Genomic DNA, 22,009 nt, shown 5'->3' with positions numbered 1-22,009 from the left:
GTGCATTATCAAAACAAAGTTAGATAACTAGAATTACCACGGTAAAGAAAAGAGAAAGGCTATGAAGATCATTATCCTAGGTGCTGGACAAGTTGGCGGTACCCTTGCTGAAAACCTGGTTGGTGAAAACAACGACATCACCATTGTCGACCGTAATGCTGACCGACTTCGTGAACTTCAGGATAAGTACGACCTTAGGGTTGTAAACGGTTATGCCAGCCACCCAAACACACTACGTGAAGCGGGTGCGCAAGATGCCGACATGTTAGTTGCCGTAACTAACATGGATGAAACCAACATGGCTGCGTGTCAGGTTGCTTTCTCTCTTTTCAATACGCCGAACCGAATTGCTCGTATTCGTTCTCCTCAATACCTAGAAGAGAAAGAAGCGTTATTCAAATCAGGTGCCATCCCAGTCGATCACCTGATCGCACCCGAAGAACTAGTGACCAGCTACATCGAGCGCCTGATTCAATACCCAGGCGCACTGCAGGTTGTGAGCTTTGCTGAACAGAAGGTTAGCCTAGTAGCAGTAAAAGCCTACTACGGTGGTCCACTGGTGGGTAACGCACTGTCTGCTTTGCGTGAGCACATGCCGCACATTGATACCCGTGTTGCCGCTATTTTCCGTCAAGGTCGCCCTATTCGCCCACAAGGCACCACCATCATTGAAGCCGATGATGAGGTTTTCTTTGTGGCAGCGAGTAACCATATCCGCTCAGTAATGAGTGAGCTACAACGCCTAGAGAAACCGTACCGCCGCATCATGATTGTCGGTGGTGGTAACATTGGTGCAAGCTTGGCAAAACGCCTTGAGCAGAGCTACAGCATCAAGCTTATCGAGCGCAGCTACACTCGTGCCGAAAAGCTGTCTGAAGAATTAGAAAACACCATCGTCTTCTGTGGCGATGCGGCAGACCAAGAGCTGCTAACCGAAGAGAACATCGATCAAGTGGACGTGTTCATTGCCCTAACCAATGAAGATGAAACCAACATCATGTCAGCAATGCTGGCGAAGCGAATGGGTGCCAAGAAGGTAATGGTACTGATTCAGCGTGGTGCTTACGTAGACCTTGTTCAGGGTGGCGTGATTGATATTGCTATCTCTCCACAGCAAGCGACCATTTCTGCGCTGCTTACTCACGTTCGTCGTGCTGATATTGTTAACGTATCATCTCTACGTCGCGGCGCTGCAGAGGCGATCGAAGCCATTGCTCACGGTGACGAAACCACATCGAAAGTGGTTGGCCGAGCGATTGGCGACATCAAGCTACCACCGGGCACCACTATTGGTGCGATTGTTCGCGGAGAAGAAGTACTTATCGCGCACGATAGAACCGTAATCGAACAAGATGACCACGTAGTGATGTTCCTAGTGGACAAGAAATACGTACCTGATGTTGAGTCTCTATTCCAACCGAGCCCGTTCTTCTTATAGCCTTGTTCTCGTAAGTATCTTCTCGCAACCTTCTTCTTGTGAGAACGACGCTCCGGCACAAAGCTGTAATCAATTAAAGCTATGGTCTATTAAGCTATGGTCAACTTTCGTCCGATATTATTAGTGATAGGGTTAGTGTTATCAAAACTCGCCCTTTTCATGTACATCCCCACATTGGTTGCCTTTTTCACAGGCACCGGTGGCTTCCTCGAGTTTGGTCAATCGGTAGTGATCACGCACATTGTGGCGTTCATCTGCTTGAGCTTAGGGCGCTCCGCTAAGTTCCGACTTGGGGTGCGGGACATGTTCCTGATCACCTCTCTGGTATGGACGATAGCCAGTGCCTTTGCTGCACTGCCGTTTGTCTTCATCAACCACATCAGCTTCACTGACGCCTATTTTGAAACCATGTCTGGTATCACCACAACAGGCTCAACCGTATTAAGCGGCTTAGACAGCATGGCACCAAGCATTCTGTTGTGGCGTTCTATATTGCAATGGTTAGGTGGCATCGGCTTCATCGTTATGGCGGTAGCGGTTCTGCCAATGCTCAACGTCGGTGGTATGCGCCTGTTCCAAACCGAATCATCCGACTGGTCAGATAAAAGCAGCCCACGAGCAAAAACGGTCGCGAAGAACATCGTGGCGGTTTATCTGGTTCTGACTGGCTTGTGCATCATTAGCTATCTCTTTGCAGGCATGGGCATCTTTGACGCGATCAATCATGCCTTCACAACACTGTCTACGGGTGGTTACTCAACATCAGATGGCTCGATGAACCACTTCTCTAACAGTGCTCACTGGGTGGGAACCCTGTTCATGTTCCTTGGTGGTCTGCCGTTCCTACTGTTCGTTAGCGCACTGCGTGGCAGAAAACTCTCAATCCTCTACAAAGACGCGCAAGTGAGAGGCTTCACCTATCTATTCTTAGTCACCAGTGCCGTGATATCGACATGGTTGGTGGTTAGAGATGGCTACACGGTCATGGATGCGATGCGTGTTTCGATGTTCAATATTGTGTCAGTCGTAACCACAACCGGTTTTGGCTTAGAAGATTTCACCGCGTGGGGCGCTTTGCCTACCACGCTGTTTGCCTTTTTAATGATGGCGGGCGCGTGCTCAGGTTCAACCTCTGGTGGTATCAAGATCTTCCGCTTCCAGATCGCGATGACCATGCTTCATAAGCAGATGATGAAACTGATTCACCCGTCGGGCGTGTTTGTTCAACGCTACAATCAGCGACCGGTGAATGACGATATTGTGCGTTCACTAGTCGCATTTGGTTTGATGTTCTTTATTACGATTATCTTAATTGCAGGTGGCTTGAGCGCGATGGGGCTTGATCCCGTGACCAGTATATCTGGCGCTATCACAGCCGTTGCCAACGTTGGTCCTGGTATGGGCAGCGTTATCGGTCCAACCGGGAACTTTGCTCCACTGCCCGACGCCGCTAAATGGTTGCTAAGCTTAGGAATGCTGATGGGGCGACTCGAGATATTGACGCTCATTGTTCTATTTTTCCCAGCCTTTTGGCGACGTTAACCAAGCACAAAATCAAGGAAACACAGATGAAATCATACGTACTTCTCGCTAGCGCATTGCTCGCAAACTCAGTATTCGTAAGTTCTGCCTTTGCTGATCAAATGGTCACCTTGCCTGATGGCAAGCAAGTGTTACTCAAAGATGATTTTACTTGGCAATACGTGGCACCAAAGCAAACGGAAGCAGCAACGACAACATCAGAGATAGCAGTGCCTGTCGTAGCCGTACCTGTCGCAACGAACACGCGTGGCACTACGATTGTGGTTAATAGTAAAAAGCCAAGCTTACAGCTGTCTCAGTCAGGAGTGGATGTTGTACTGGGTGCAAGTCGCTATGAAGACGGTGAGCTTATCATTCCGACAGCCATCACTAACCAAGGCACTCAAGCGGTCATTTTGGTATCACTTAACATCAGCGTATTTACTGCAGAAGGTGAGTTGTTGGCAGAAGAAGAAGTTGCTGTGTGGAAATCAATCAAACGAATGGCCGACACATACCTACGACCAAAGACGGGTGAAGAAGGCAAGCTCATCAAGCTCGACCTAGAACAACACCCTGAATATCAGATTAAAGCTGAGATTACTGAGGTGCTGACTCGTTAAACCGGAGTCACGTACAGATAGATAGCGAAGAAATGGCAAGCGCAGCCCGCCAACACAAACAAATGCCAGATGGCATGATTGTAAGGGATGCGTTTTGCCACATAGAAAATCACACCCAACGAGTAAATCACGCCACCGAGTGCTAGTAGCACCAAACCACCCATCTCGATATTCATCGCCAGTTGATAAACCACAATCAGCGATAACCAACCCATCGCCAAGTAAGTCACCAATGACAAACGCTTAAATCGGTAGACGAAGGCAATCTTCATAATGATTCCGACTAGCGCGATACCCCAAATCACTGCCATCAAACCCATCGCCAATGGTGTTCTTAAACTCACCAATAAAAATGGCGTGTAACTGCCCGCGATCAATAAGTAGATCGCACAGTGATCGAGAGTTTTCAGTAATCGCTTGGTCTTTTCTGTGGTGATCGAGTGATAAAGCGTGGAAGCGAGAAAGAGTAGGATAATACTGCTGCCATATACCGCCATACTCGCAATAGTCAGTATGTCGGCTTGATGGTCAAACGCACGAATCAGCAGCAGGATTAAACCAACCACGCCAAGCACAACACCCAAGCCATGGGTTATCGCATTGGCGCGTTCTTCGATGTCACTGTATTCGCTCGCCGATGATGCAGACATGATTATCCTACTAGAGTAAATGTTCGATTTGCCTAGTATTGCACATTAAGCTTACACGTGTAAGCTTAAATTTTTATGACATCTTTTATGACATTAATAACGCCTAAACGGTGTGATGAAGCTAAGGTCTCTAAAGCTAAAGAACCAAAAAGCTGACTAAGAGGCGCTATCTAGGTACTCAAGCACCATCTTGCCGGCTTCTTCCGGTGAGGTATCCAATGGCACACTCAATTGACGCTGTAGCTGACCCACTCCCAATAAGCTCGCCAACATGCCTTTGGCACCGTCGCGATTGCGGTCTATCTCAAACCACAACTTAAGCTCTGTTTCATCGTGGTGTGCTACCACCTCCAACTCACGCCAACGGCCATGATAAGGGCCAGTCGTCGGAACAAATTCGAACTCTTGTACAAACGGCAATTCAAAGCCTTCTACCGCCTCACATTCCACTTGGCGAATGCGCAGCCCTTGAGCTTCAAGTTCATTAAAAATACCATCGAGGAGTGCATCAGGACGAACCGTTAAGATGTCTTTATCCGATGGATCAATCGCCATCGCAATATCAAGCCCGGTTTCAAGCCATACTTTTGAGTCACCAATCGTGACCGGAGTGTTCAGCGGGACATCAAATTCACATTCAAAATCACGGGTTTCACCCGGCTGAATAACAAAGGCATACGGCAGGCTCCATTTGGCCAACGAGTATGTCTGGTGCATTCGACGTGTTTGACCGCCCTCTTGCCTTTGCGAGTTCATGGTAACTTCTTTGACGTAACGACAGCACAAGTTGAGATCGATGTTGTCGATCTCTTGTGGCTGAGCGCCACCATAGACATGCACAATAATGCTCGCCTTCTTGCCTGGATAAAGCACTTCCTGTTGCAATACAGAATCCACCTTGGCAGATCCAATTCCAAAACTTGCTAACGTTTTCTTTAAGAACGACATATGCACCTCCTTTAAAGCATCATCTTAAGCCTGAAAGAGGTTCAAACTCAAATATACTGCTCACACTATTTTAGCTCTAATATCGTCTATTTATCACTCAGGCGTCGATCGATAACTTAGATAGTGATAATCTAAGCCTTGATATGCATGCATATCATTATCCTGATTTATTCTTCGGATTGGCGAAAGCCAGACGAGTGACGCTTCAAGCAATTGAGGTGGAGCTCATGGTAAATCAGGCCATTAGATTGGCAATGGATATGCCTGACCGTTAGGTAAATTAATGCGCCCAACAGCTGTCAGGTTCTCGCACACCAACCGTAGTGCGATGCGTCGTCGTAGTGGCTTTGTTGCTGCTCCAACGGCTAAGAAATTGGCTCCGACAATGACTCTAGTTGAGAAGACTGCTTTATTAGCACCGACTACAACAAAAGTGATTAAAGCCGCTTAACAAAAAGCGCAGTTTTTACTGCGCTTTTTTCTTGCCCGCTCCCATCTTGAAATGTGTTTACACATTGGTATTCCCTACCCGATTTGATACCTTAGCCACAAATCATTATAAAATTTGTGGAGAAATAAAGTATGAAGTGTCACCGCATTGAAGAACTGCTTGAACTGATGGAGCCTGAGTGGCAGAAAGATCAAGAGCTTAACCTATTAGAGTTCATCATTAAGCTATCAAAAGAAGCGGGCTACCAAGGCAAGCTTGAAGAACTGACTGACGATGTTCTTATCTACCACCTAAAAATGCGCAACAGCGAAAAAGATGAAATGATCCCGGGCCTGAAAAAAGACCAAGAAGATGATTTCAAAACCGCAATTCTAAAAGCACGTGGCCTTCTTTAGTCGCCCGTTTGTTTAGAGCTCAATTGCCGTATAGATAAAACACTCAATTTTAAAAAGCGACCACCAGGTCGCTTTTTTGTTTCTGTTCGCTATTTTTTCGTCACAACTGTTATGACTTTTGTTGTTAAAGGTTGATAGCGTTAAAGAAATGAGAACAAGATTGTCGTTATAATCGCCATCCATAAGAATCTTCTAAAATAATAAGAGTGAGTGCGATAACAACAAATGCACCAAGCTCAATTTCAACAGGTTCTCTAAACCATACTTTCAAGTAATGTCGTCATGCCCGACTTAACCGGGCAAACAAGCCACAAAAAGGATAGTCCATGAGTCAGGATAAAATCGATATCAAAGATGTGACTCCTAAAACCTTTAACCCGAAAACACATAAAGGTAATGGAGATCGATTTAACCCAAGTAACCGAATCTATGTTCGAGAAAGCAAAGGTAAATTCCAACAACTGCGTCGCTATGGCGGTTGGTTCTTACTTTTACTTTTTGCGCTTATCCCATGGATTCCCTTTGGTGAACGTCAAGCGATCTTGCTCGATATCGGCAGCCAACAGTTCAACTTCTTTGGCACCACCTTATACCCGCAAGATCTGACCCTACTCGCGATCCTATTTATGATTGCCGCGTTTGGCCTGTTTTTCATAACCACCTTCTTAGGCCGCGTCTGGTGTGGCTATTTATGCCCGCAAACCGTCTGGACCTTCATGTATATCTGGTTCGAAGAGAAGCTAGAAGGCGCTGCCAATAAGCGAAGAAAACAAGACTCGGGCAAACTGACGAGCAATTTAATCCTCAGAAAAACCCTCAAACACATTGCGTGGTGGGCGATTGCCATTGCGACGGGCTTAACCTTTGTTGGTTACTTCATCCCAATCAAAGAGTTAGTGGTTGGCTTCTTTACCTTTAACTCGTCTTTCTGGCCGGTGTTTTGGGTACTGTTCTTTGCTGGATGTACTTATGCCAATGCGGGTTGGATGCGTTCAATTGTTTGTCTGCACATGTGTCCTTACGCGCGTTTCCAGTCGGCAATGTTCGATAAAGACACCTTCATCGTGGGTTACAACACAGAACGTGGTGAAAGCCGTGGCCCTCGCTCTCGTAAAGCCGATCCAAAAGAGCTTGGTCTAGGCGACTGTATTGACTGTAATCTGTGTGTACAAGTGTGCCCTACGGGTATCGATATCCGTGACGGCCTGCAATACGAGTGTATTAACTGCGGCGCGTGTATTGATGCCTGTGACAACACGATGGAGCGTATGGGCTATGAGAAAGGCCTGATCAATTACACCACCGAGCACAGACTTGAAGGTCACTCGACCAAGGTAATGCGTCCCAAGCTGTTGGGCTATGGCGCTATCTTGATCGTGATGCTGGGCTTGTTCTTCGCCCAAATCGCGAGCGTTGATCCTGCCGGCCTAAGTGTTCTGCGTGACCGAAACCAACTGTTTAGAGTCAATAACCAAGGGTTGGTTGAAAACACCTACACCTTGAAAGTGATCAACAAGACTCAACAAGAGCAAGAGTACAAACTCGATGTTAGCGGACTGCCCGATTCTATCTGGTATGGTAAACAGACGATTACTGTCGATCCAGGCGAGGTTTTGAACCTACCTATCAGTTTGGGCGCCGACCCAGAAAAACTGAGCTCACCAGTTTCGACAATTCAGTTTATACTCTCGGATAATGAAGAGTTTACGATGGAAGTCGAAAGCCGCTTTATCAAGAAGCTCTGATACCCGCACCGTAGTGCTTGGTATAACAACCCAATAAATGGAAAAAGGCTCAGTAATGAGCCTTTTTTATTCTATGACGATGCAAGCCTTTAACTTTGATAACCTGACTCCTGACTTCATGTGGTACGCACTGGAGAGCATCGGAGTTCGCGCTGAATCCGGGCTTCTCGCTCTCAACAGTTACGAAAACCGTGTCTATCAGTTCACCGATGAAGACCGTAAGCGCTACGTCGTTAAGTTTTACCGTCCACAACGCTGGAACAAGGCACAGATCCAAGAAGAGCATGACTTCGCACTCGAGCTTATCGAACAAGAGATGCCGGTTGCGCCTCCAATGCGAATCAACGGTGCAACCTTACATGAATACCAAGGCTACCTATTTGCACTATTTGAAAGTGTTGGCGGCAGACAGTATGAAGTTGACAATCTAGATCAATTGGAAGGCGTAGGACGCTTTCTTGGTCGTATTCATAAAGCCAGCGCGGGAAGAACATTCCAGCATCGCCCGACCATCAGCTTAGATGAATACCTTTATCAGCCACGTAAGATTCTAGAGAACTCTCAGTTTATCCCGACGCACCTAGAAAATGCCTTCTTCAATGACGTTGACCTTCTGATCAAAGAGCTAGAGAGCCAGTGGCCGAGCAACATTGAGAATATCCGCCTGCACGGTGACTGCCACCCTGGCAATATTTTGTGGCGCGATGGGCCAATGTTCGTCGATCTTGATGACGCACGTAACGGCCCTGCGATACAAGATCTGTGGATGCTGCTCAATGGCGAGCGCCAAGATAAGCTGATGCAACTGGATATTTTGCTAGAGAGTTACCAAGAGTTTTGCGATTTTAATACCGCACAACTGAAACTAATCGAACCACTACGCGGTCTACGTATGGTGCATTACATGGCATGGTTGGCGAAACGATGGCACGATCCTGCGTTTCCTCTGGCCTTCCCGTGGTTTAATGATCCGAAATATTGGGAGCAACAAGTACTTGCTTGTAAAGAGCAAATTGCTACCCTGCAAGAGCCACCACTTTCGTTAATGCCTCAGTGGTAACAGCAATCGCAACATACAACTAGATAAAAATTCAAACATAATGGAGATTGGATAAATGAAAAAGCTATTCGCATTTTTCTCATTGATCATGTTGAGCCTTACCGCTCACGCTGCGAAATTTAACGAAGGTGAACACTACAAAGTTCTCGACCTAGAAGCATCAAAAAAACCAATGGTGACAGAGTTCTTCTCTTTTTACTGCCCACACTGTAATAGCTTTGAGCCAATCATCCAGCAGCTAAAACAACAGCTACCTAAAGACGCTAAGCTACAGAAGAACCATGTTTCATTCATGGGTGGCAACATGGGTCTGCCAATGAGCAAAGCTTACGCGACAATGATTGCACTGAAAGTTGAAGATAAAATGGTGCCAGTGATGTTTAACCGCATCCACACAATGAACAAGCCACCACGTGATGAAGAAGAACTGCGTCAAATCTTCCTAGACGAAGGCGTTGATGCGAAGAAATTCGATGCTGCGTATAACGGCTTTGCTGTAGATTCTATGGTTCGTCGCTTCGACAAAGCATTCAAAGACAGCGGCCTTTCAGGTGTACCCGCTGTTGTGGTTAACAACCGCTACCTAGTAGAAGCTCAAGGTATCAACTCTCTTGATGAGTACTTCGAGCTCGTGAACTTCTTATTAAAGAAGTAAGCCATTGATGAAAGGAAGCTTCGGCTTCCTTTTTTTTTGCTAGTTCAAAAATCATTATTGATAAATAATTAACCTGGAAGTTTAAAGCTTTACTGCTATTAATAACCCGTCCTAAGAACCGGTGGGCAAGGAGCCCTTGAATGAAAATAAAAATAACTCTCTTGGCATTGAGCGTTGCGGCTTCTCCCGCTTTTGCCAAGCTTGCAGACCAACAAGGTTTCAGTGGTGAAATCTCTCTCAATACCGGGGTTACCTCTTCCACCTCGAACTTTAATACCGATGCTGATAGCAATCTTTCATCCACAGATCAGAAGGCTTCTTCGGAAAGCTCTTTTCTGGTTGCTCCTTTAGGTAGTGTTGCTTATACCTTTGGTGAAAAGCTAAACCATCAGGTATACACAGGTACCGCGCGAGATGATGTAGCAACAGGTACTGTAGTTCTCGAAGTCGGTTACAAATACCAACTTGAGTCAGGCATGGTGATCGACGCTTCACTGCTGCCAACCATTATGTCTGGTGAAACTTGGGCTGATCCATACAACACCACATCAGCTCGCACCAAGACCGATGAAACTGGCAATGCGTTTCGTTTGAAGCTAAGCAACATTGCGGGCTCAGCTTTCTCGCTAGACATGGCCTATGCGACCAAAGATGTCGACAAGGATGATATTCAAGATCAAGAGCTCAAACGAGATGCCAATACTCTCTACTTGAAAGGTCAATATCGCCTGCCACTCAGTCGTACCATGATGCTTATTCCATCCGTCATCTATCAAACACGTGATGCTGATGGTAAAGCTGAATCTTACGACCAATTCGGTGGTGAGGTAAGCTTGTTTGGTGGCATGGGGCGTCACAAGTACGCACTAACAGCGGGTTACAACCAACGCTCTTACGATGCGAGCAACCCGATCTACGACAAGAAACGCAGCGACGACAATATCAACCTATTCGCCGCCTATGAGTATGATCAATTCATGGATTGGGAAAACTGGTCGTTTATTTCACTGGCAGGCTACGGCACCAGCGACTCGAACATTACCTTCTACGACGAGTCTCAATATATAGTTTCAGTTGGCTTGAACTACAAGTTCTAACCTTAGCGAGTATGAACTGCAATCCAACGAAAGCCTGCATCTAAGCAGGCTTTTTCTGCTTGCTAGACAGCTTGAGCCGTGAGTTGTTTCAGCAAGCGATCCATCGCGCGATAGCCTAGCGCTTCTGATAGATGTTTCTTTTCGATCTGCTCGTTACCGTCAAGGTCGGCAATGGTTCGTGCCACCTTAATAATTCGATGATAAGCACGAATCGATAAACCCAAGCGATGTAGTGCTGTCTCAAGAAACTCTGCATCTTCGCGTCGCAGTGGGCAATACTTCTCAATTTCTCGGCTACCTAACAGTGCATTCGATTTATGGTTGCGAGATAGCATTAACTCTCGCGCCTGCCTAACCCTTTGCTTAACTACTTGAGTGGTTTCACCGCGATCACCGCCTTCGGCCAACATTCCTTTTGGCAACAGAGGTATCTCCAATGACATATCGAACCTATCCAGCAAGGGCCCAGATAAGCGATTGAGGTAACGCAGGATGATCTGTGGGTTGGCGCGCGCCTGGTTACCTTCGTAATAACCCGTTGGACTTGGGTTAAGTGCACCGACCAATTGAAAACGCGCAGGAAAACGAGTCTTGCCCGCAGCACGGGAGATAATGATCTCGCCCGACTCTAGTGGCTCTCGTAATGAATCAAGCACCTTGCGCTCAAACTCCGGCATCTCATCTAAGAACAATAAGCCGTTATGCGCTAAAGAGATCTCTCCGGGGCGAGGCACCGAACCACCACCCACTAATGCCGCCATTGAACTGGAATGGTGAGGAGAGCGAAAAGGTCGTTGCTTCCAGTTGTATTGATTGATTTCTTGTTGCGTTAACGAGGCCACCGACGCGGTTTCCATCGCTTCGTCATCACTCATTTCAGGTAATAGGTCACGCAGTCGAGAAGCGAGCATAGTTTTTCCGGTTCCGGGTGGGCCAAGAAACAATAAGTTATGATTCCCAGCAGCGGCTATCTCTACACGCCTAGCGTCACCTAGTTTTTTACTAAAAGTATTATAAATACTGCCAGACAAGGCTTACAAAGAGATAACACAAAAAAGTGTTACTTATGCATACTTTATATGTACTGATTTGAGGTTTTATGGAAAATCGTTACCTAAACGGAGGGATTTGAGCGATCACATCAGAAAAACCCATTGAATATCAAACATTATATGGAGCACACAATCTAGACAGGTTGCTCTATATTGGTTGTGCCTATCTCTAAGCTATCTCACTTAGCCGTCATACTTTACTGATAAATATTTGGTTTGGCCTACCTTTTCTTATCAGTTTGGTGAGAATTTAGTATGCTGGGAGCTTATCACTTTCCAATTAGTGGCAAGCTGCTTTTGCTACACCAAAGCCAATTCAAGCATCGTATTGTCGTATATACTATAAATGGTTCAAAGAAGGCAGCTACAACTGATGAATTGATAGGGGTTCTAGTACTAACATAAACGTGTCATAACCCCACTATGTGAATAGAATAGGTTTTAAGCAGCAATGAAAGTAAAAATTGAGAAGACTAGTGATGGTGAAGCTTTCTTCACCATTCCAGAAATACTGCAAAAACAATTGCAATGGAATGAAGGCGATCAAATCGAATGGCTGGAAAATAAAGACGGTTCATGGACTTTACGTAAAGTCAAATTTGAGGGGGATATCCAGTCAAAGTCTATAGAGTATATTCTTTCACAATATCCTACCTTAAAAGTTCAAATGGAGGGTGTGTTTGACGACTCTGACTTGAAAACAGAATGGTTAACTTCTGCAATTCCAGCGCTGTCTGGTTTAACTCCGCTTGAAGTAGTGCTTGAAGGTGACTTAAAACGCGTTTTAGAGGCATTAAATCGTATCAAATATGGCGATATTTCTTGAGATAATTTTATCTCAAAGAACTCAGGTTAATATGTCGAGCTATAGCGCCCTAAAATGCAACGCAGAGATACGCTGCATAAGAACCAATCATAGCGTGTCTAAGGTCCAAATCGCAAAACCAAACAGACTGACTTTCCCAACCATGTCAATAAAGTTGTTGTGTGACAATAGGTAGGTTTCCATTTAAACCGTATATCCGTATTTCAACTTATTGATCTCTTCTATCACCAGAATGATGCCAGTTATTGTATCACAGAATGAAAGTGGTGTTTCTTTGCCAAACACCAAACTAGGTTTATTTAACCAGCGTAATGTCGCATCACGATTACCAAAATACACATCTGCTTCTTTGACCATATCGGTAAGCATAAGCGCATGTTCACTGGCCGTTGGACTTAGCGTTGCGTTCGGTTCTTTCACTTTTCGCCGGAGAGTACGCAGATTAACGCCAATGAGTTTCGCGTACTCTGTCTTAGTCAGACCAATAATTAACATTCCTCTATCCAACGTCCCGACAGGAAGACCTTGACGAATAATTTTTAGACTATCGCTTACACTGTGAGCTTTGCGCTTATCACCTCCAAGCATCTCATAAGCAGCACTGAACATTAAAGTACCTCCGAATATAACTACACTTACACAATAGGCGACAAATGGTGTAATTTGATAACTTTAACACGGAAATGTCTCGACGTTTGCGAGTTACAAGCTCGTTCTATTCAGTGGTAAGCTGATTTTGCTACACCATAACTAATCCAAGTATCGTATTGTTGTATATACAATAAACGAGAAATGATTCATGGAAGACAGCTACAACTGATGAATTGATAGGGTTGCTCGCTATTACTCACTAGCGCGCCTACATAAATCATGAGAGGATTAGGATATTGTTTTTAAGTATAGTAATCGCATTGAGTTTAGCTATTGGTGTTTTTGCTCTTTATGCGCAAAAAGTCCACATTTGGCTCTCGAAACACATGGATGAATATGAGAAAGAGCTAGAGCAAAACAATCCAGAAGAGCTAGAAAAGCTGAAGAAAAAATACCAACGTTAACAAAAAATCACCTGATGCAACCGTAAATTTTATTAAATTTTCGGTTAATCTTACCGTCATTCATCTCAATTTCCTGGGGAGTTACGCTCCAACCGTAAATGAGGTTAAATTCACTGTTACTACTCCTACCTGCAAACTCAAACTTTTGTGAATTCAAAGACAGGTAATACTAGTGGTTAGATGTCATATTTCACTATATAGACACCCATTTCTTGCGATTGCTGATAGATATCCAGAGGTGTGCCAGAAAAGTTCACGACAAACACACATTTGCTCTGAAATGTGTTACGCACCACATATAAACGTGACGAATCTGAAGAGAGATATCTTAGCTTTTCTGGTGCTTAGATACGATAAGAGCCACTGTTAGCGGCTCTTATCGTATCTACCTGTAGTTAATACTCTATGAGCGGAAAAACAGGGCTATCGTATGTCCTCGGTGGGCTGCTTTGCAACTACGCCAGATTCAAATTGATACTATTACTTCTGGCCAGACAGTAAATAGCAGCTCAATGAAAAAGCAGAAATACCCGAGGCTCTCACGTCTAGTCTAAAGTTATAGACTAAATATCGCAAGTTCACTGTTATTTAATACGGCTTCGCTCAACAAACTACTACCTCTTTATTATTAGTTTCGAGCGTTCAATTCTCTAAAGCATAGTTTGACTTACCCTTCATCCTCTGCTGCATCGTGTTCGGGAGAGATGAGTAATATCGTTGGAAGCCCTTGGCTTTTTCTTTTTTGTTGGAGGATAATAGTTATAAATAGTTTGAAACTTTTCTACTTCCGAAGTGTATTTCTATCGTGGCTATCCAAAGAAAGTGTGACAACAAAGTTGAAACTGACTTTTAGGCATATCAGTTTCGGGAAATTAAACATTAGGAAATCATGAATAACTAAAAGTATGGGAAACCACTTCACGATTCAAGATTGTGGTTGATAAAGCACTACGAGCCCCCATATTTTGAAATATCGAACCACAACGTTATCTTGCCCATGCAAATCAAAAGAGACTTTGACTACTACCACAACCTTCACAACGTCATTACCCACGCCCTGCTTCATTTGTTGTGTCAGGTATCAGCATCCACCCGTTTTGTACCAGTCACAACGCGCAATGACATCCTTATCAAATACCTTAAGCCAAAGCTCAACGATAAGTCGTTATCGAATATAAAAAAAGACATAAAGCTGATGCTCAGCGTAGCAAGAAAAAAAGGTGGAAACCTAGAAATAAAACTGCACCAGCTAAACTCACAGTCGAATAAAGCCAAACTCGTCGGCGCTGAAAAGCTTTATAACCTACTCGTACACCTTTATGACGAAGAGGGTATTGAGTCGCGACTGTTTGAGGAAGGTAGCGAAGCGGAACCAGGGGTTCTTTACATGTTAGAGGAGCAAGTCGAACACGGTTTTGATAAAGAACACAACCAAGTAACCCCACTATCGATGCTTATCCAACTAGAGCGTGCACCAGAGCTCATCAATTCTATTAATACTCACGGCCTATTCCTTGCTGAAATGAAAGAGTGGAACGCAGAGATACATCAAGCCCACATCTTAGTGCATCCTGCTTAATAAACCTGGTTAGTGAGCATTTAAACCGCTATTTAACAAAAATGGACATAAGCGCATCAGTGAGTCTGCTAAATTAGCATCTCTCGGGAATTTCAGGTATTGCGAACCTCCAATCAAATGACCACATTCAGTCAACCACAGGTTCATAATAATGCCTGGCTCGACTATAATTGTAACAGAGCCATGAATGCTTACTTTGTTAAGCATTCAAATGAACAAAGATCACTTCATGAAATAGTGGAAATCAAAGAAGAGATGGTCACAAATTTCCAATAAAACGATGAACCAACTATCTTAACTTGATTACATAACTCTTTTGTTTCATTAACCTAGGACTATCGGTACAAATAACTTCGCTAGAAGCGCTATACATAACGTTATAAAAAACAACCAAAATCCAATACAATTCAACCACATAAACACATTGAATTTCCAAGAGTAAACTTTCACCCTATAACGTATAAAAGGGTACTTAAAGCAATACCCCATGAATCTTGTCAAGATATTATAAGACATCATACACTGATAATCAGAGTGAAGTTTATCGACATCTTTTGCTAACTGTTTATCAATAAAGACAATGCGTTGAGGATCTCCTAAGCTCAATACTGCTCCAGATATAGCACCTAGTACGCACCAGATGACAAAGTACCAAAATATGATAATCGAGAATAAGGCTAAAACTAATTTAAGAGTAATCATCAAAAACTTTCCTGAATGACTTCAAGCTGCTCTTGCCCCCACTGATAAGCAATATAAATAACATCACCGACATTCTTTCCTATAGTAGAACCTGCGATACCACCTACAGCACCACCTGCAACAAAAGCCCCTACTGAAGCAATAGCTAAGATCGGAGCAGAAGTTACACCAACAACCCCTAGTGCTAATAGTGTTCCACCAACTGCTGCATTACCCATGACGCCTCCACCGTAAATTCCGCCAATAAATCCAGCCACTTCACGAGTAGTTATTCTGCCACATTCACCAGAGCCATCGACAGAGCATGCATCATAGATATTCTTGGCGCCACTTGCTGCGCCAAGCACTAGCCCAACGTAGCCAACTCCACGAGATGTAGCGATACCAATCGCCACATTTGCCATACGCTTACCTAAATTAGGCACGATACCTTTTGCGATAATCTCATCGGCATTATGAATGATTGAGCGAGTAGATAGTTTGAGGTTGCGTTTAATCTGAGTATAAACAGGTATTTGAACGCTACGCTTTGATAACGCGGCAAAGCTACCATCTAACTTTTTAAAGAGCGAAGCTCGCTCTGCGATAAAAGAACCATAGTTGACACCACCAACGCGACTCGCCATTGCCACCTGTGATACGTAAAGATGGTTTATTTCAAGAAGCACACCATTGATGTTTTTTAAATGTTGTTCAACAAATGCTGCTACAACACCAACTCCTATTGATGCATCGGCATATAGGTCAGTTGGAAGACCGTCCTCCTCAATTTTTTTGATTGCTTCGCTAGCATAATAGTCTAATAACTCAAAGTGTCGATTAACGGTAGCAACTTGTTCTTCAGTTAGTTTCGCTAACTCGGCACTGGCTGCTTTTGCTTCCTCAATAAGAGAATCAAGCTTACTTCTATGTGCTTCAGTGGTTGGTTCTTTAGTTGGTACTACTACTATCTCTCCCTGCCGCACTGGGTTATTCAAATGCGTGTTATATTTCTTCAAAAGCTTTTTGATGTCTTCACTTGTTTCTGAAGAGAAAAGGCTTTGCCAATAGTTTTCAAGCGGCTGTGTTTGTCCTACTTGGGTAAAACCAAGTTCAAATTCTGTTGCAACGTCAGAGACTGTTTTGATATTTACCACAGGGATGTCTTTTTCGACCAACCTTTCGCTATTGATTGAGACTATTGAAGTATCAGCTAAACAGTGGCCTGTATATCCATAAAATGTATTCAACGGTTGGTTAAATCGCTTAGGACTCTCTGGCGGTATCTCATAAACGGATTCTTTTTCAATGCATTGAGGTTGCGACTTCTGTACATTCAGAGAATCACCTACCGATAAAGACATCGGATCTGCGTCATACTGCGGATTGAGATCCAATAAAGCTTTTGGAGCGAGACCGTGCTGCTTGGCAATCTTCATCCACGTTTCTCGCGCTCCTGTTTCGGGATCGGTTTGAACAATATGATTAACTGGCTCAGGTTGCTTTTGTTCGGCTGGTTTCGTTACTTCAGTTCGTTTAATTATGGGGTGTTTGGTCGCTTCAAGTAGCTGAGGAATATCTAATTTTACCCCATGCTCGTTCAACCACTCTTCGGTCAAATTATCCAGCTCATCGCGAGTAATTTGTTTTTCTAGGTAAACGAGATACTGATTTTCAACAACTTTGCCTCCTAGCTTCCAAAAGACTAGAATGACAGATTGATCCGTGTTGTACCCCCGCTCAGGGTCAAGACGCTGATGCCTACTTAGGGTGGCATAAAAACTCCAACGTCCATCACCAAGTAAACGGTACTCTTGTACCAACTGACTGTCGTGGAAGTGATAATAAAAGCCTTCGGTAGGGAACCCTAATCGTTCGCCCAATTGCACGGTAGGTGTCACGGGAATAAAGCCTTCATTGGCAACTTGTGCGCCGATATTTCTGACTTTGACGGGATGTGTAGGAGAAATCCCCATAGGACGAGAAGCAACCTGGGCGACAAGCCGTTTAGGCTCATCAAATGCCGTCTGTATAGTGTAGCGGGTGCCATGTTCAGTTTTTGTTTCAACCCAGCGACCTAGCTCCACTTCATTCTTTGTTTTGGCTAAAATAAAGTGGCAATTGCTAGCCCTGCGTGCTGAATCTTGAGAGCACGTAATTTCAAAGCTGTATTCATACTTTAGCTTCGGTGGTTCATCTGAGTAATCTGGTCTCGGAGGCTCTGGAACATACGTTGGCATCGGTAGCGGAGGATGTAGGCTCTGATTTCGACTGTAACCAGCGCTACTTCCACTCATTCGAGTTCTCGCTAGCAATGCACTTTGTGCAGCAGGCTCAACGTTATCGGTAGCTTGAGAGTTCAAAGACCACGTTTTGCCTCCCCCCATCGTTCCTGATTCAGAGAGCAACATCGGTGTTGAGGGTGAGTCCGTCAGTAAAACAAGGTGTCCTTGCCTTAACTGATCCATGAAAGCTTTAAACCCCATCCCAGACGGAATTGCCGTCTTCAACTCGCGTTCATTGAGTTCATTAAAGCCACCTTCAACTTGTCCAAACTCATAAGCCATTAACTCTGTGATCCGTACAACTCGATAGCTCATATTACCTTGACCTGATTAAATATTTCACGATTTCATTTTAACCACTATGCCATAGGTAACATATTGAAATTAAAATGATTTATTGAATGAAAATCACATCTTGACATGAATATATGCGGGTTTAGGCATTGAAAAACGCCATTCACCACTGAAAGGAGGGATGATGATGCTCTTTCTCCTAGGCTCGGATTAGATTTGATAGGGGAAATGCACGCCCTCTGAATTGTGTAGAGTATTGAATCTAAGTGTTTTTGGAGCAAAACCTTCTTAGAGGGAAAGACAAACGACGACAAAAAACATCGGAAAGTTTCGAACTTTATTGTCGAGTTATAACGCTAATGTTCGACGACACTTTTAATAACGAGGGTTCAGCTCTTTTGATCGCTATTGTGAGGGAGGTTGGCACCCGAAAGTAGGGTAACAATGGATAGTTAAGCATGATTAAACCCGTTAAAATAGAGCGATTAGGCGCCAAGGGTGATATATATGGATTTCCAACTATTTAAACAGCTTGTCAATCAGGTTCGTATAGGGAAGCAGCTTCCCGATGCGGTGTACCTGCATAGGGATGCTATGAGTGAACTTCCCCACTCACTAGAAAAGTTCGTACGGGCGGTTGCTCAAGCGGTAAACTTACCGGACGACCAATGGAACCTCATTAAGCTGTTTAAAAAGGAATTCCGTTTATCGTTGTTGAATTACCCTACCTTTTATACCGCTTCCTACCCAGCGTTAGAGCAGAGCCTGAATGTAGATCTGAGCAAACTTAGTCATAAAGTGACTTGCTATCGCTCTTCAGAAAATCCACCGATTCTGCATCGAAAAGAGACGATGATTCTACCAGGCAGTGACCATTTTGAGCTCTTCACCGCACTGACTAAAGAAGGAGAGGCTGCGGGCCTATACGAGAACACCCGCACGATTGGCTTCAAACAGTCGTGGTTAAATTTGATCCAAAAAAAGGGATACCAGTTAGTCGATGGAAGGATACTGAAAGCCGAACCGGATGCATTCAGTAATGCTCAAAAAGATACAGGGATAGATCGCCACAAAACAGCCATTGTACGTCATGAACTATCAGGCCCGATGAAAACATTGGCGAAGCAAGGTTACCTAGATGGGCGGTTTTCTATTTTCGATTACGGATGTGGCCGAGGGGATGACCTGAGAGAGCTTGAAGCACACGGGCTCAATGCGTTGGGCTGGGATCCGGTTTTCTCACCTGATAACGATAAAGTCAATTCGGATATTGTGAACTTGGGGTTTGTCCTAAATGTTATCGAAGACCAAGATGAACGTCTTGAAGCACTATTGAGCGCTTGGGAGCTAGCAAACAAAGTACTGGTCGTCTCGGTAATGCTGGCCAACGATTCGTATATTGCGCAGTTCCAACCCTATAAAGACGGAGTGATTACGTCGAGAAACACGTTCCAAAAATACTACGCGCAATCAGAATTCAAGGGGTACTTAGAACGCTCTTTGCAAGAGGATGCTATTGCTGTTGCACCGGGCATCTTCTACATATTCAAAGATAAGCTAGAAGAACAGCGTTACCTCCAAAGTAAGTACCAGCGACACCATACTTGGCAGCAACTGACATCGCCTCAGCCTATAGAGAGTAAAGATAAAGCCAAGTTAGTCATTAGCCAAAACAGCACTTTGTTTGATGATTTTTGGAACGTATGTCTGGAACTTGGCCGGATACCGGCGAATGACGAATTTAACCGTTCTGAAGAAGTGAGAAGTTTAATTGGTTCTCATAAAAAAGTGTTTCGTTTACTTCAGGAAATGTTCGATACACGAGAATTTGCCAATGCAGAGAAATCCCGAAAAGAGGACCTACTTGTCTATTTTGCTATTGGGCTATTTGACAAGCGCAAACCCTACACACAACAGCCTGAAAGCCTAAAGCGTGATATTAAAGCCTTGTTTGATGATTATCGTACGGCCATTAATCTCGCGACCGAGTTACTTTTTGCGATCGCAGATACGGAGCTCATTGGAGAGCAGTGTGTCAAAGCTCACCAGCAATTACCGGCGAGCATCCTCAACGAAGGACACTCTCTAATTTTCCACAAGATCTATATAGAACAGTTACCGCTTCTTTTACGCGTTTATATTGGAGCCGCTTTGCAGATGTACGGTGAGCTCGATGACAGCATTGACTTGATCAAAATACATATCAACTCCGGGAAGCTTACCTTGACTCAATACGATGATTTCGAAGAATCAGTCCCGTATTTAGTCGAAAGAACAAAAATAAAGATGGCAGATCAAGATATCGATTTTTTTGACTATGTAGATGAACAGCACCGCCCACCCTTACTCAATAAACACTTGTTGCTTGATAAACAGAGTGGGCAGTATGAAAAGCAAAAGCGCTTTGATCTGCGACTATCAAAGCTCTTAGGAACAACGCCAACAATTGAAGTCATTTTGCACCGAAAAATGTACGAAGAGCGCTTGCTTCAAGCAGGAAAAACTGTCTCTGGCTTTAGGCTCAACTCTCACTGAACTGGTATGGTGGAAGGCTGATACGATAAGTGCGTCGTGCAACATCTTCGGGCATACCAATCGCTGTAAGGACATGTGAAGCCACATTTGAGAGCGCATTACACGCAGAACCTTGAGAAATCAGCCAAGGGTGCTCGCTCGTAAAGCGCTTCACTTCTTCATCCGTGTGAAATGTAACACTCCACGTCGACGGAACTACAGATGCGCCGCCATTCCTTGTAAAATCAAAATGTGCCATTACGTCGAGAAATTGCTTTTCGATAAAGCCTGATTTTGTTGGATACGATTCCACCGCCGCGGCAAGTCCAACGATCAACGGGGTAGGAGAGGTCCCGCCTCGCAACCCTAATTCTTGCCCCCCCCCGTGGATCAGTGGGACGAGTTCAGAGTCTCTGGCGTCCCGTATGTAAAGTGCGCCTATGCCTTTCGGACCGTAGATTTTGTGACCTGATAACGAGAGCATGTCGATATCCATATCGTCTACATCGATATCACATTTACAAAAACTCTGTGCAGCGTCAGTGTGAAAGGGGATATTATGCTTAAAAGCTATCGCACCAAAGTCTTCTATGGGTTGAATAGTCCCAAGTTCATTATTAACGTGGTGGATGGAAATCAAAATAGTGTTACTTCGTATTTCAGCTGCGAGAGACGATGGCGATATACGACCATCTCTATCTGGTGCGAGGTAAGTCACTTCGAAGCCGATTGACTCGAGAAATGCGCAAGTATTAAGAATGCACTTGTGTTCAATCTCTGAAGTAATAATGTGGCTTTTACTATCTAGATGTTTGAAAGCAACACCTTTTAGTGCGAGGTTGTTCGCTTCACTGGCCCCACTTGTAAAAATAATCTCACTCGGTAGCGCTCCTATCTTCTCAGCAATACACTCTCTTGCTTGTTGGATTGCCTGAGTGCTGACACGTCCCGCTTGGTGAGCTGACGAGGCATTCGCAAACTTTTCGTTCTCCCAAGGTTTCATGGCATCTAAAACTTGTGGAGAGACCGGCGTAGAAGCAGCATAGTCATAGTAATTGTTCATTATAAGCAATAAAACTCTAGCCAAGGATTGAAGTTCGCTATAAAGGTGTATCGTATACCGATTTGGGTTTCCCTATA

At 44.4% G+C, this 22,009-nt stretch carries 18 protein-coding genes and 1 pseudogene; 13 read left to right on the top strand and 6 right to left on the bottom strand.

All coding sequences use genetic code 11. From position 1 onward, the window contains the following. Positions 1 to 61: 61 nt before the first annotated feature. The 3 genes from trkA (at position 62) to AB6E51_RS12990 (ending at position 3,582) form a co-directional block, all read left to right on the top strand. The gene (gene trkA, locus AB6E51_RS13000) at positions 62 to 1,438 is read left to right on the top strand and encodes a Trk system potassium transporter TrkA (RefSeq protein ID WP_004735766.1); all 1,377 of its coding nucleotides are present in this window, start codon (positions 62 to 64) and stop codon (positions 1,436 to 1,438) included. 96 nt (positions 1,439 to 1,534) lie between these two features. Then, positions 1,535 to 2,980, top strand: coding sequence for a TrkH family potassium uptake protein (locus tag AB6E51_RS12995; RefSeq protein ID WP_017077319.1), 1,446 nt, complete (start codon positions 1,535 to 1,537; stop codon positions 2,978 to 2,980). A 26-nt stretch (positions 2,981 to 3,006) separates the two neighbouring features. Beyond that, entirely contained in the window at positions 3,007 to 3,582 is a 576-nt protein-coding gene (locus tag AB6E51_RS12990; protein ID WP_372058954.1) for a DUF3157 family protein, read from the top strand. On the opposite strand, the gene AB6E51_RS12985 is transcribed toward AB6E51_RS12990, so the two are convergent. Beyond that, positions 3,579 to 4,232, bottom strand: a complete 654-nt coding sequence (locus AB6E51_RS12985) for a hemolysin III family protein (protein WP_017063010.1) — start codon at positions 4,230 to 4,232, stop codon at positions 3,579 to 3,581. The genes AB6E51_RS12990 and AB6E51_RS12985 overlap by 4 nt on opposite strands. Positions 4,233 to 4,388: 156 nt before the next feature. Then, complete coding sequence (locus tag AB6E51_RS12980) at positions 4,389 to 5,180, bottom strand: sporulation protein (protein WP_372058955.1); 792 nt, start codon at positions 5,178 to 5,180, stop codon at positions 4,389 to 4,391. Positions 5,181 to 5,463: 283 nt separating this feature from the next. Here AB6E51_RS12980 and AB6E51_RS12975 point away from each other — a divergent pair, with 283 nt between their 5' ends. The 6 genes from AB6E51_RS12975 (at position 5,464) to AB6E51_RS12950 (ending at position 10,583) form a co-directional block, all read left to right on the top strand. Then, positions 5,464 to 5,631 (top strand): hypothetical protein, encoded by a 168-nt coding sequence (locus AB6E51_RS12975; RefSeq protein ID WP_004739323.1) that lies wholly within the window; start codon positions 5,464 to 5,466, stop codon positions 5,629 to 5,631. 131 nt (positions 5,632 to 5,762) lie between these two features. After that, positions 5,763 to 6,026 carry a YihD family protein gene (locus AB6E51_RS12970; protein ID WP_009848104.1) on the top strand — a complete coding sequence of 88 codons (264 nt, stop codon included), beginning with the start codon at positions 5,763 to 5,765 and terminating at the stop codon, positions 6,024 to 6,026. A gap of 326 nt (positions 6,027 to 6,352) precedes the next feature. After that, positions 6,353 to 7,771: a cytochrome c oxidase accessory protein CcoG gene (ccoG, locus tag AB6E51_RS12965; RefSeq protein ID WP_065584151.1), complete on the top strand. Its 1,419-nt coding sequence runs from the start codon at positions 6,353 to 6,355 to the stop codon at positions 7,769 to 7,771. A 73-nt stretch (positions 7,772 to 7,844) separates the two neighbouring features. Then, complete coding sequence (locus tag AB6E51_RS12960; protein ID WP_017058781.1) at positions 7,845 to 8,831, top strand: serine/threonine protein kinase; 987 nt, start codon at positions 7,845 to 7,847, stop codon at positions 8,829 to 8,831. A gap of 55 nt (positions 8,832 to 8,886) precedes the next feature. Continuing rightward, the gene (locus AB6E51_RS12955; protein WP_017063015.1) at positions 8,887 to 9,486 is read left to right on the top strand and encodes a thiol:disulfide interchange protein DsbA/DsbL; all 600 of its coding nucleotides are present in this window, start codon (positions 8,887 to 8,889) and stop codon (positions 9,484 to 9,486) included. Positions 9,487 to 9,626: 140 nt separating this feature from the next. Beyond that, the gene (locus AB6E51_RS12950) at positions 9,627 to 10,583 is read left to right on the top strand and encodes a DUF2860 domain-containing protein (protein ID WP_017066751.1); all 957 of its coding nucleotides are present in this window, start codon (positions 9,627 to 9,629) and stop codon (positions 10,581 to 10,583) included. Positions 10,584 to 10,645: 62 nt separating this feature from the next. On the opposite strand, the pseudogene AB6E51_RS12945 reads toward AB6E51_RS12950, so the two are convergent. Next, a pseudogene (locus tag AB6E51_RS12945) lies at positions 10,646 to 11,566 on the bottom strand (YifB family Mg chelatase-like AAA ATPase); the annotation flags it as partial. A gap of 520 nt (positions 11,567 to 12,086) precedes the next feature. Between AB6E51_RS12945 and AB6E51_RS12940 the strand changes: the two are divergent. Continuing rightward, complete coding sequence (locus tag AB6E51_RS12940) at positions 12,087 to 12,461, top strand: MbcA/ParS/Xre antitoxin family protein (protein WP_372139948.1); 375 nt, start codon at positions 12,087 to 12,089, stop codon at positions 12,459 to 12,461. 183 nt (positions 12,462 to 12,644) lie between these two features. Here the strand turns inward: AB6E51_RS12940 and AB6E51_RS12935 are convergent, their stop codons facing one another. Continuing rightward, the gene (locus AB6E51_RS12935) at positions 12,645 to 13,049 is read right to left on the bottom strand and encodes an antitoxin Xre/MbcA/ParS toxin-binding domain-containing protein (RefSeq protein ID WP_275665304.1); all 405 of its coding nucleotides are present in this window, start codon (positions 13,047 to 13,049) and stop codon (positions 12,645 to 12,647) included. 299 nt (positions 13,050 to 13,348) lie between these two features. Between AB6E51_RS12935 and AB6E51_RS12930 the strand changes: the two genes are divergently transcribed. Both AB6E51_RS12930 and AB6E51_RS12925 read left to right on the top strand, forming a co-directional pair. Further along, on the top strand, positions 13,349 to 13,516 hold the full coding sequence (locus AB6E51_RS12930; protein WP_180912791.1) for a hypothetical protein: 168 nt from the start codon (positions 13,349 to 13,351) through the stop codon (positions 13,514 to 13,516). 997 nt (positions 13,517 to 14,513) lie between these two features. Then, positions 14,514 to 15,095: a DUF2913 family protein gene (locus AB6E51_RS12925; RefSeq protein ID WP_140367512.1), complete on the top strand. Its 582-nt coding sequence runs from the start codon at positions 14,514 to 14,516 to the stop codon at positions 15,093 to 15,095. Positions 15,096 to 15,796: 701 nt separating this feature from the next. Here AB6E51_RS12925 and AB6E51_RS12920 read toward each other — a convergent pair. Continuing rightward, entirely contained in the window at positions 15,797 to 18,343 is a 2,547-nt protein-coding gene (locus AB6E51_RS12920) for a hypothetical protein (RefSeq protein ID WP_372139946.1), read from the bottom strand. A gap of 519 nt (positions 18,344 to 18,862) precedes the next feature. Here AB6E51_RS12920 and AB6E51_RS12915 point away from each other — a divergent pair. Next, entirely contained in the window at positions 18,863 to 20,890 is a 2,028-nt protein-coding gene (locus tag AB6E51_RS12915; protein ID WP_372139944.1) for a DNA phosphorothioation-associated putative methyltransferase, read from the top strand. On the opposite strand, the gene AB6E51_RS12910 is transcribed toward AB6E51_RS12915, so the two are convergent. Next, entirely contained in the window at positions 20,877 to 21,932 is a 1,056-nt protein-coding gene (locus AB6E51_RS12910; protein WP_239917673.1) for a cysteine desulfurase family protein, read from the bottom strand. The genes AB6E51_RS12915 and AB6E51_RS12910 overlap by 14 nt on opposite strands. Positions 21,933 to 22,009: the final 77 nt, after the last annotated feature.

Source organism: Vibrio sp. 10N.247.311.47, assembly GCF_041467535.1.
Lineage (GTDB): Bacteria > Pseudomonadota > Gammaproteobacteria > Enterobacterales > Vibrionaceae > Vibrio > Vibrio crassostreae_C.
The sequence above is the reverse complement of the archived record's forward strand: the minus strand, read 5'-3'. Positions and strand labels throughout refer to the sequence as shown.

Coding starts and splice junctions, on each gene's coding strand:
- trkA (WP_004735766.1), top strand. CDS start 62: ATGAAGATCATTATCCTAGGTGCTGGACAAGTTGGCGGTACCCTTGCT.
- AB6E51_RS12995 (WP_017077319.1), top strand. CDS start 1,535: ATGGTCAACTTTCGTCCGATATTATTAGTGATAGGGTTAGTGTTATCA.
- AB6E51_RS12990 (WP_372058954.1), top strand. CDS start 3,007: ATGAAATCATACGTACTTCTCGCTAGCGCATTGCTCGCAAACTCAGTA.
- AB6E51_RS12985 (WP_017063010.1), bottom strand. CDS start 4,232: ATGTCTGCATCATCGGCGAGCGAATACAGTGACATCGAAGAACGCGCC.
- AB6E51_RS12980 (WP_372058955.1), bottom strand. CDS start 5,180: ATGTCGTTCTTAAAGAAAACGTTAGCAAGTTTTGGAATTGGATCTGCC.
- AB6E51_RS12975 (WP_004739323.1), top strand. CDS start 5,464: ATGCGCCCAACAGCTGTCAGGTTCTCGCACACCAACCGTAGTGCGATG.
- AB6E51_RS12970 (WP_009848104.1), top strand. CDS start 5,763: ATGAAGTGTCACCGCATTGAAGAACTGCTTGAACTGATGGAGCCTGAG.
- ccoG (WP_065584151.1), top strand. CDS start 6,353: ATGAGTCAGGATAAAATCGATATCAAAGATGTGACTCCTAAAACCTTT.
- AB6E51_RS12960 (WP_017058781.1), top strand. CDS start 7,845: ATGACGATGCAAGCCTTTAACTTTGATAACCTGACTCCTGACTTCATG.
- AB6E51_RS12955 (WP_017063015.1), top strand. CDS start 8,887: ATGAAAAAGCTATTCGCATTTTTCTCATTGATCATGTTGAGCCTTACC.
- AB6E51_RS12950 (WP_017066751.1), top strand. CDS start 9,627: ATGAAAATAAAAATAACTCTCTTGGCATTGAGCGTTGCGGCTTCTCCC.
- AB6E51_RS12940 (WP_372139948.1), top strand. CDS start 12,087: ATGAAAGTAAAAATTGAGAAGACTAGTGATGGTGAAGCTTTCTTCACC.
- AB6E51_RS12935 (WP_275665304.1), bottom strand. CDS start 13,049: ATGCTTGGAGGTGATAAGCGCAAAGCTCACAGTGTAAGCGATAGTCTA.
- AB6E51_RS12925 (WP_140367512.1), top strand. CDS start 14,514: ATGCAAATCAAAAGAGACTTTGACTACTACCACAACCTTCACAACGTC.
- AB6E51_RS12920 (WP_372139946.1), bottom strand. CDS start 18,343: ATGGCTTATGAGTTTGGACAAGTTGAAGGTGGCTTTAATGAACTCAAT.
- AB6E51_RS12915 (WP_372139944.1), top strand. CDS start 18,863: ATGGATTTCCAACTATTTAAACAGCTTGTCAATCAGGTTCGTATAGGG.
- AB6E51_RS12910 (WP_239917673.1), bottom strand. CDS start 21,932: ATGAACAATTACTATGACTATGCTGCTTCTACGCCGGTCTCTCCACAA.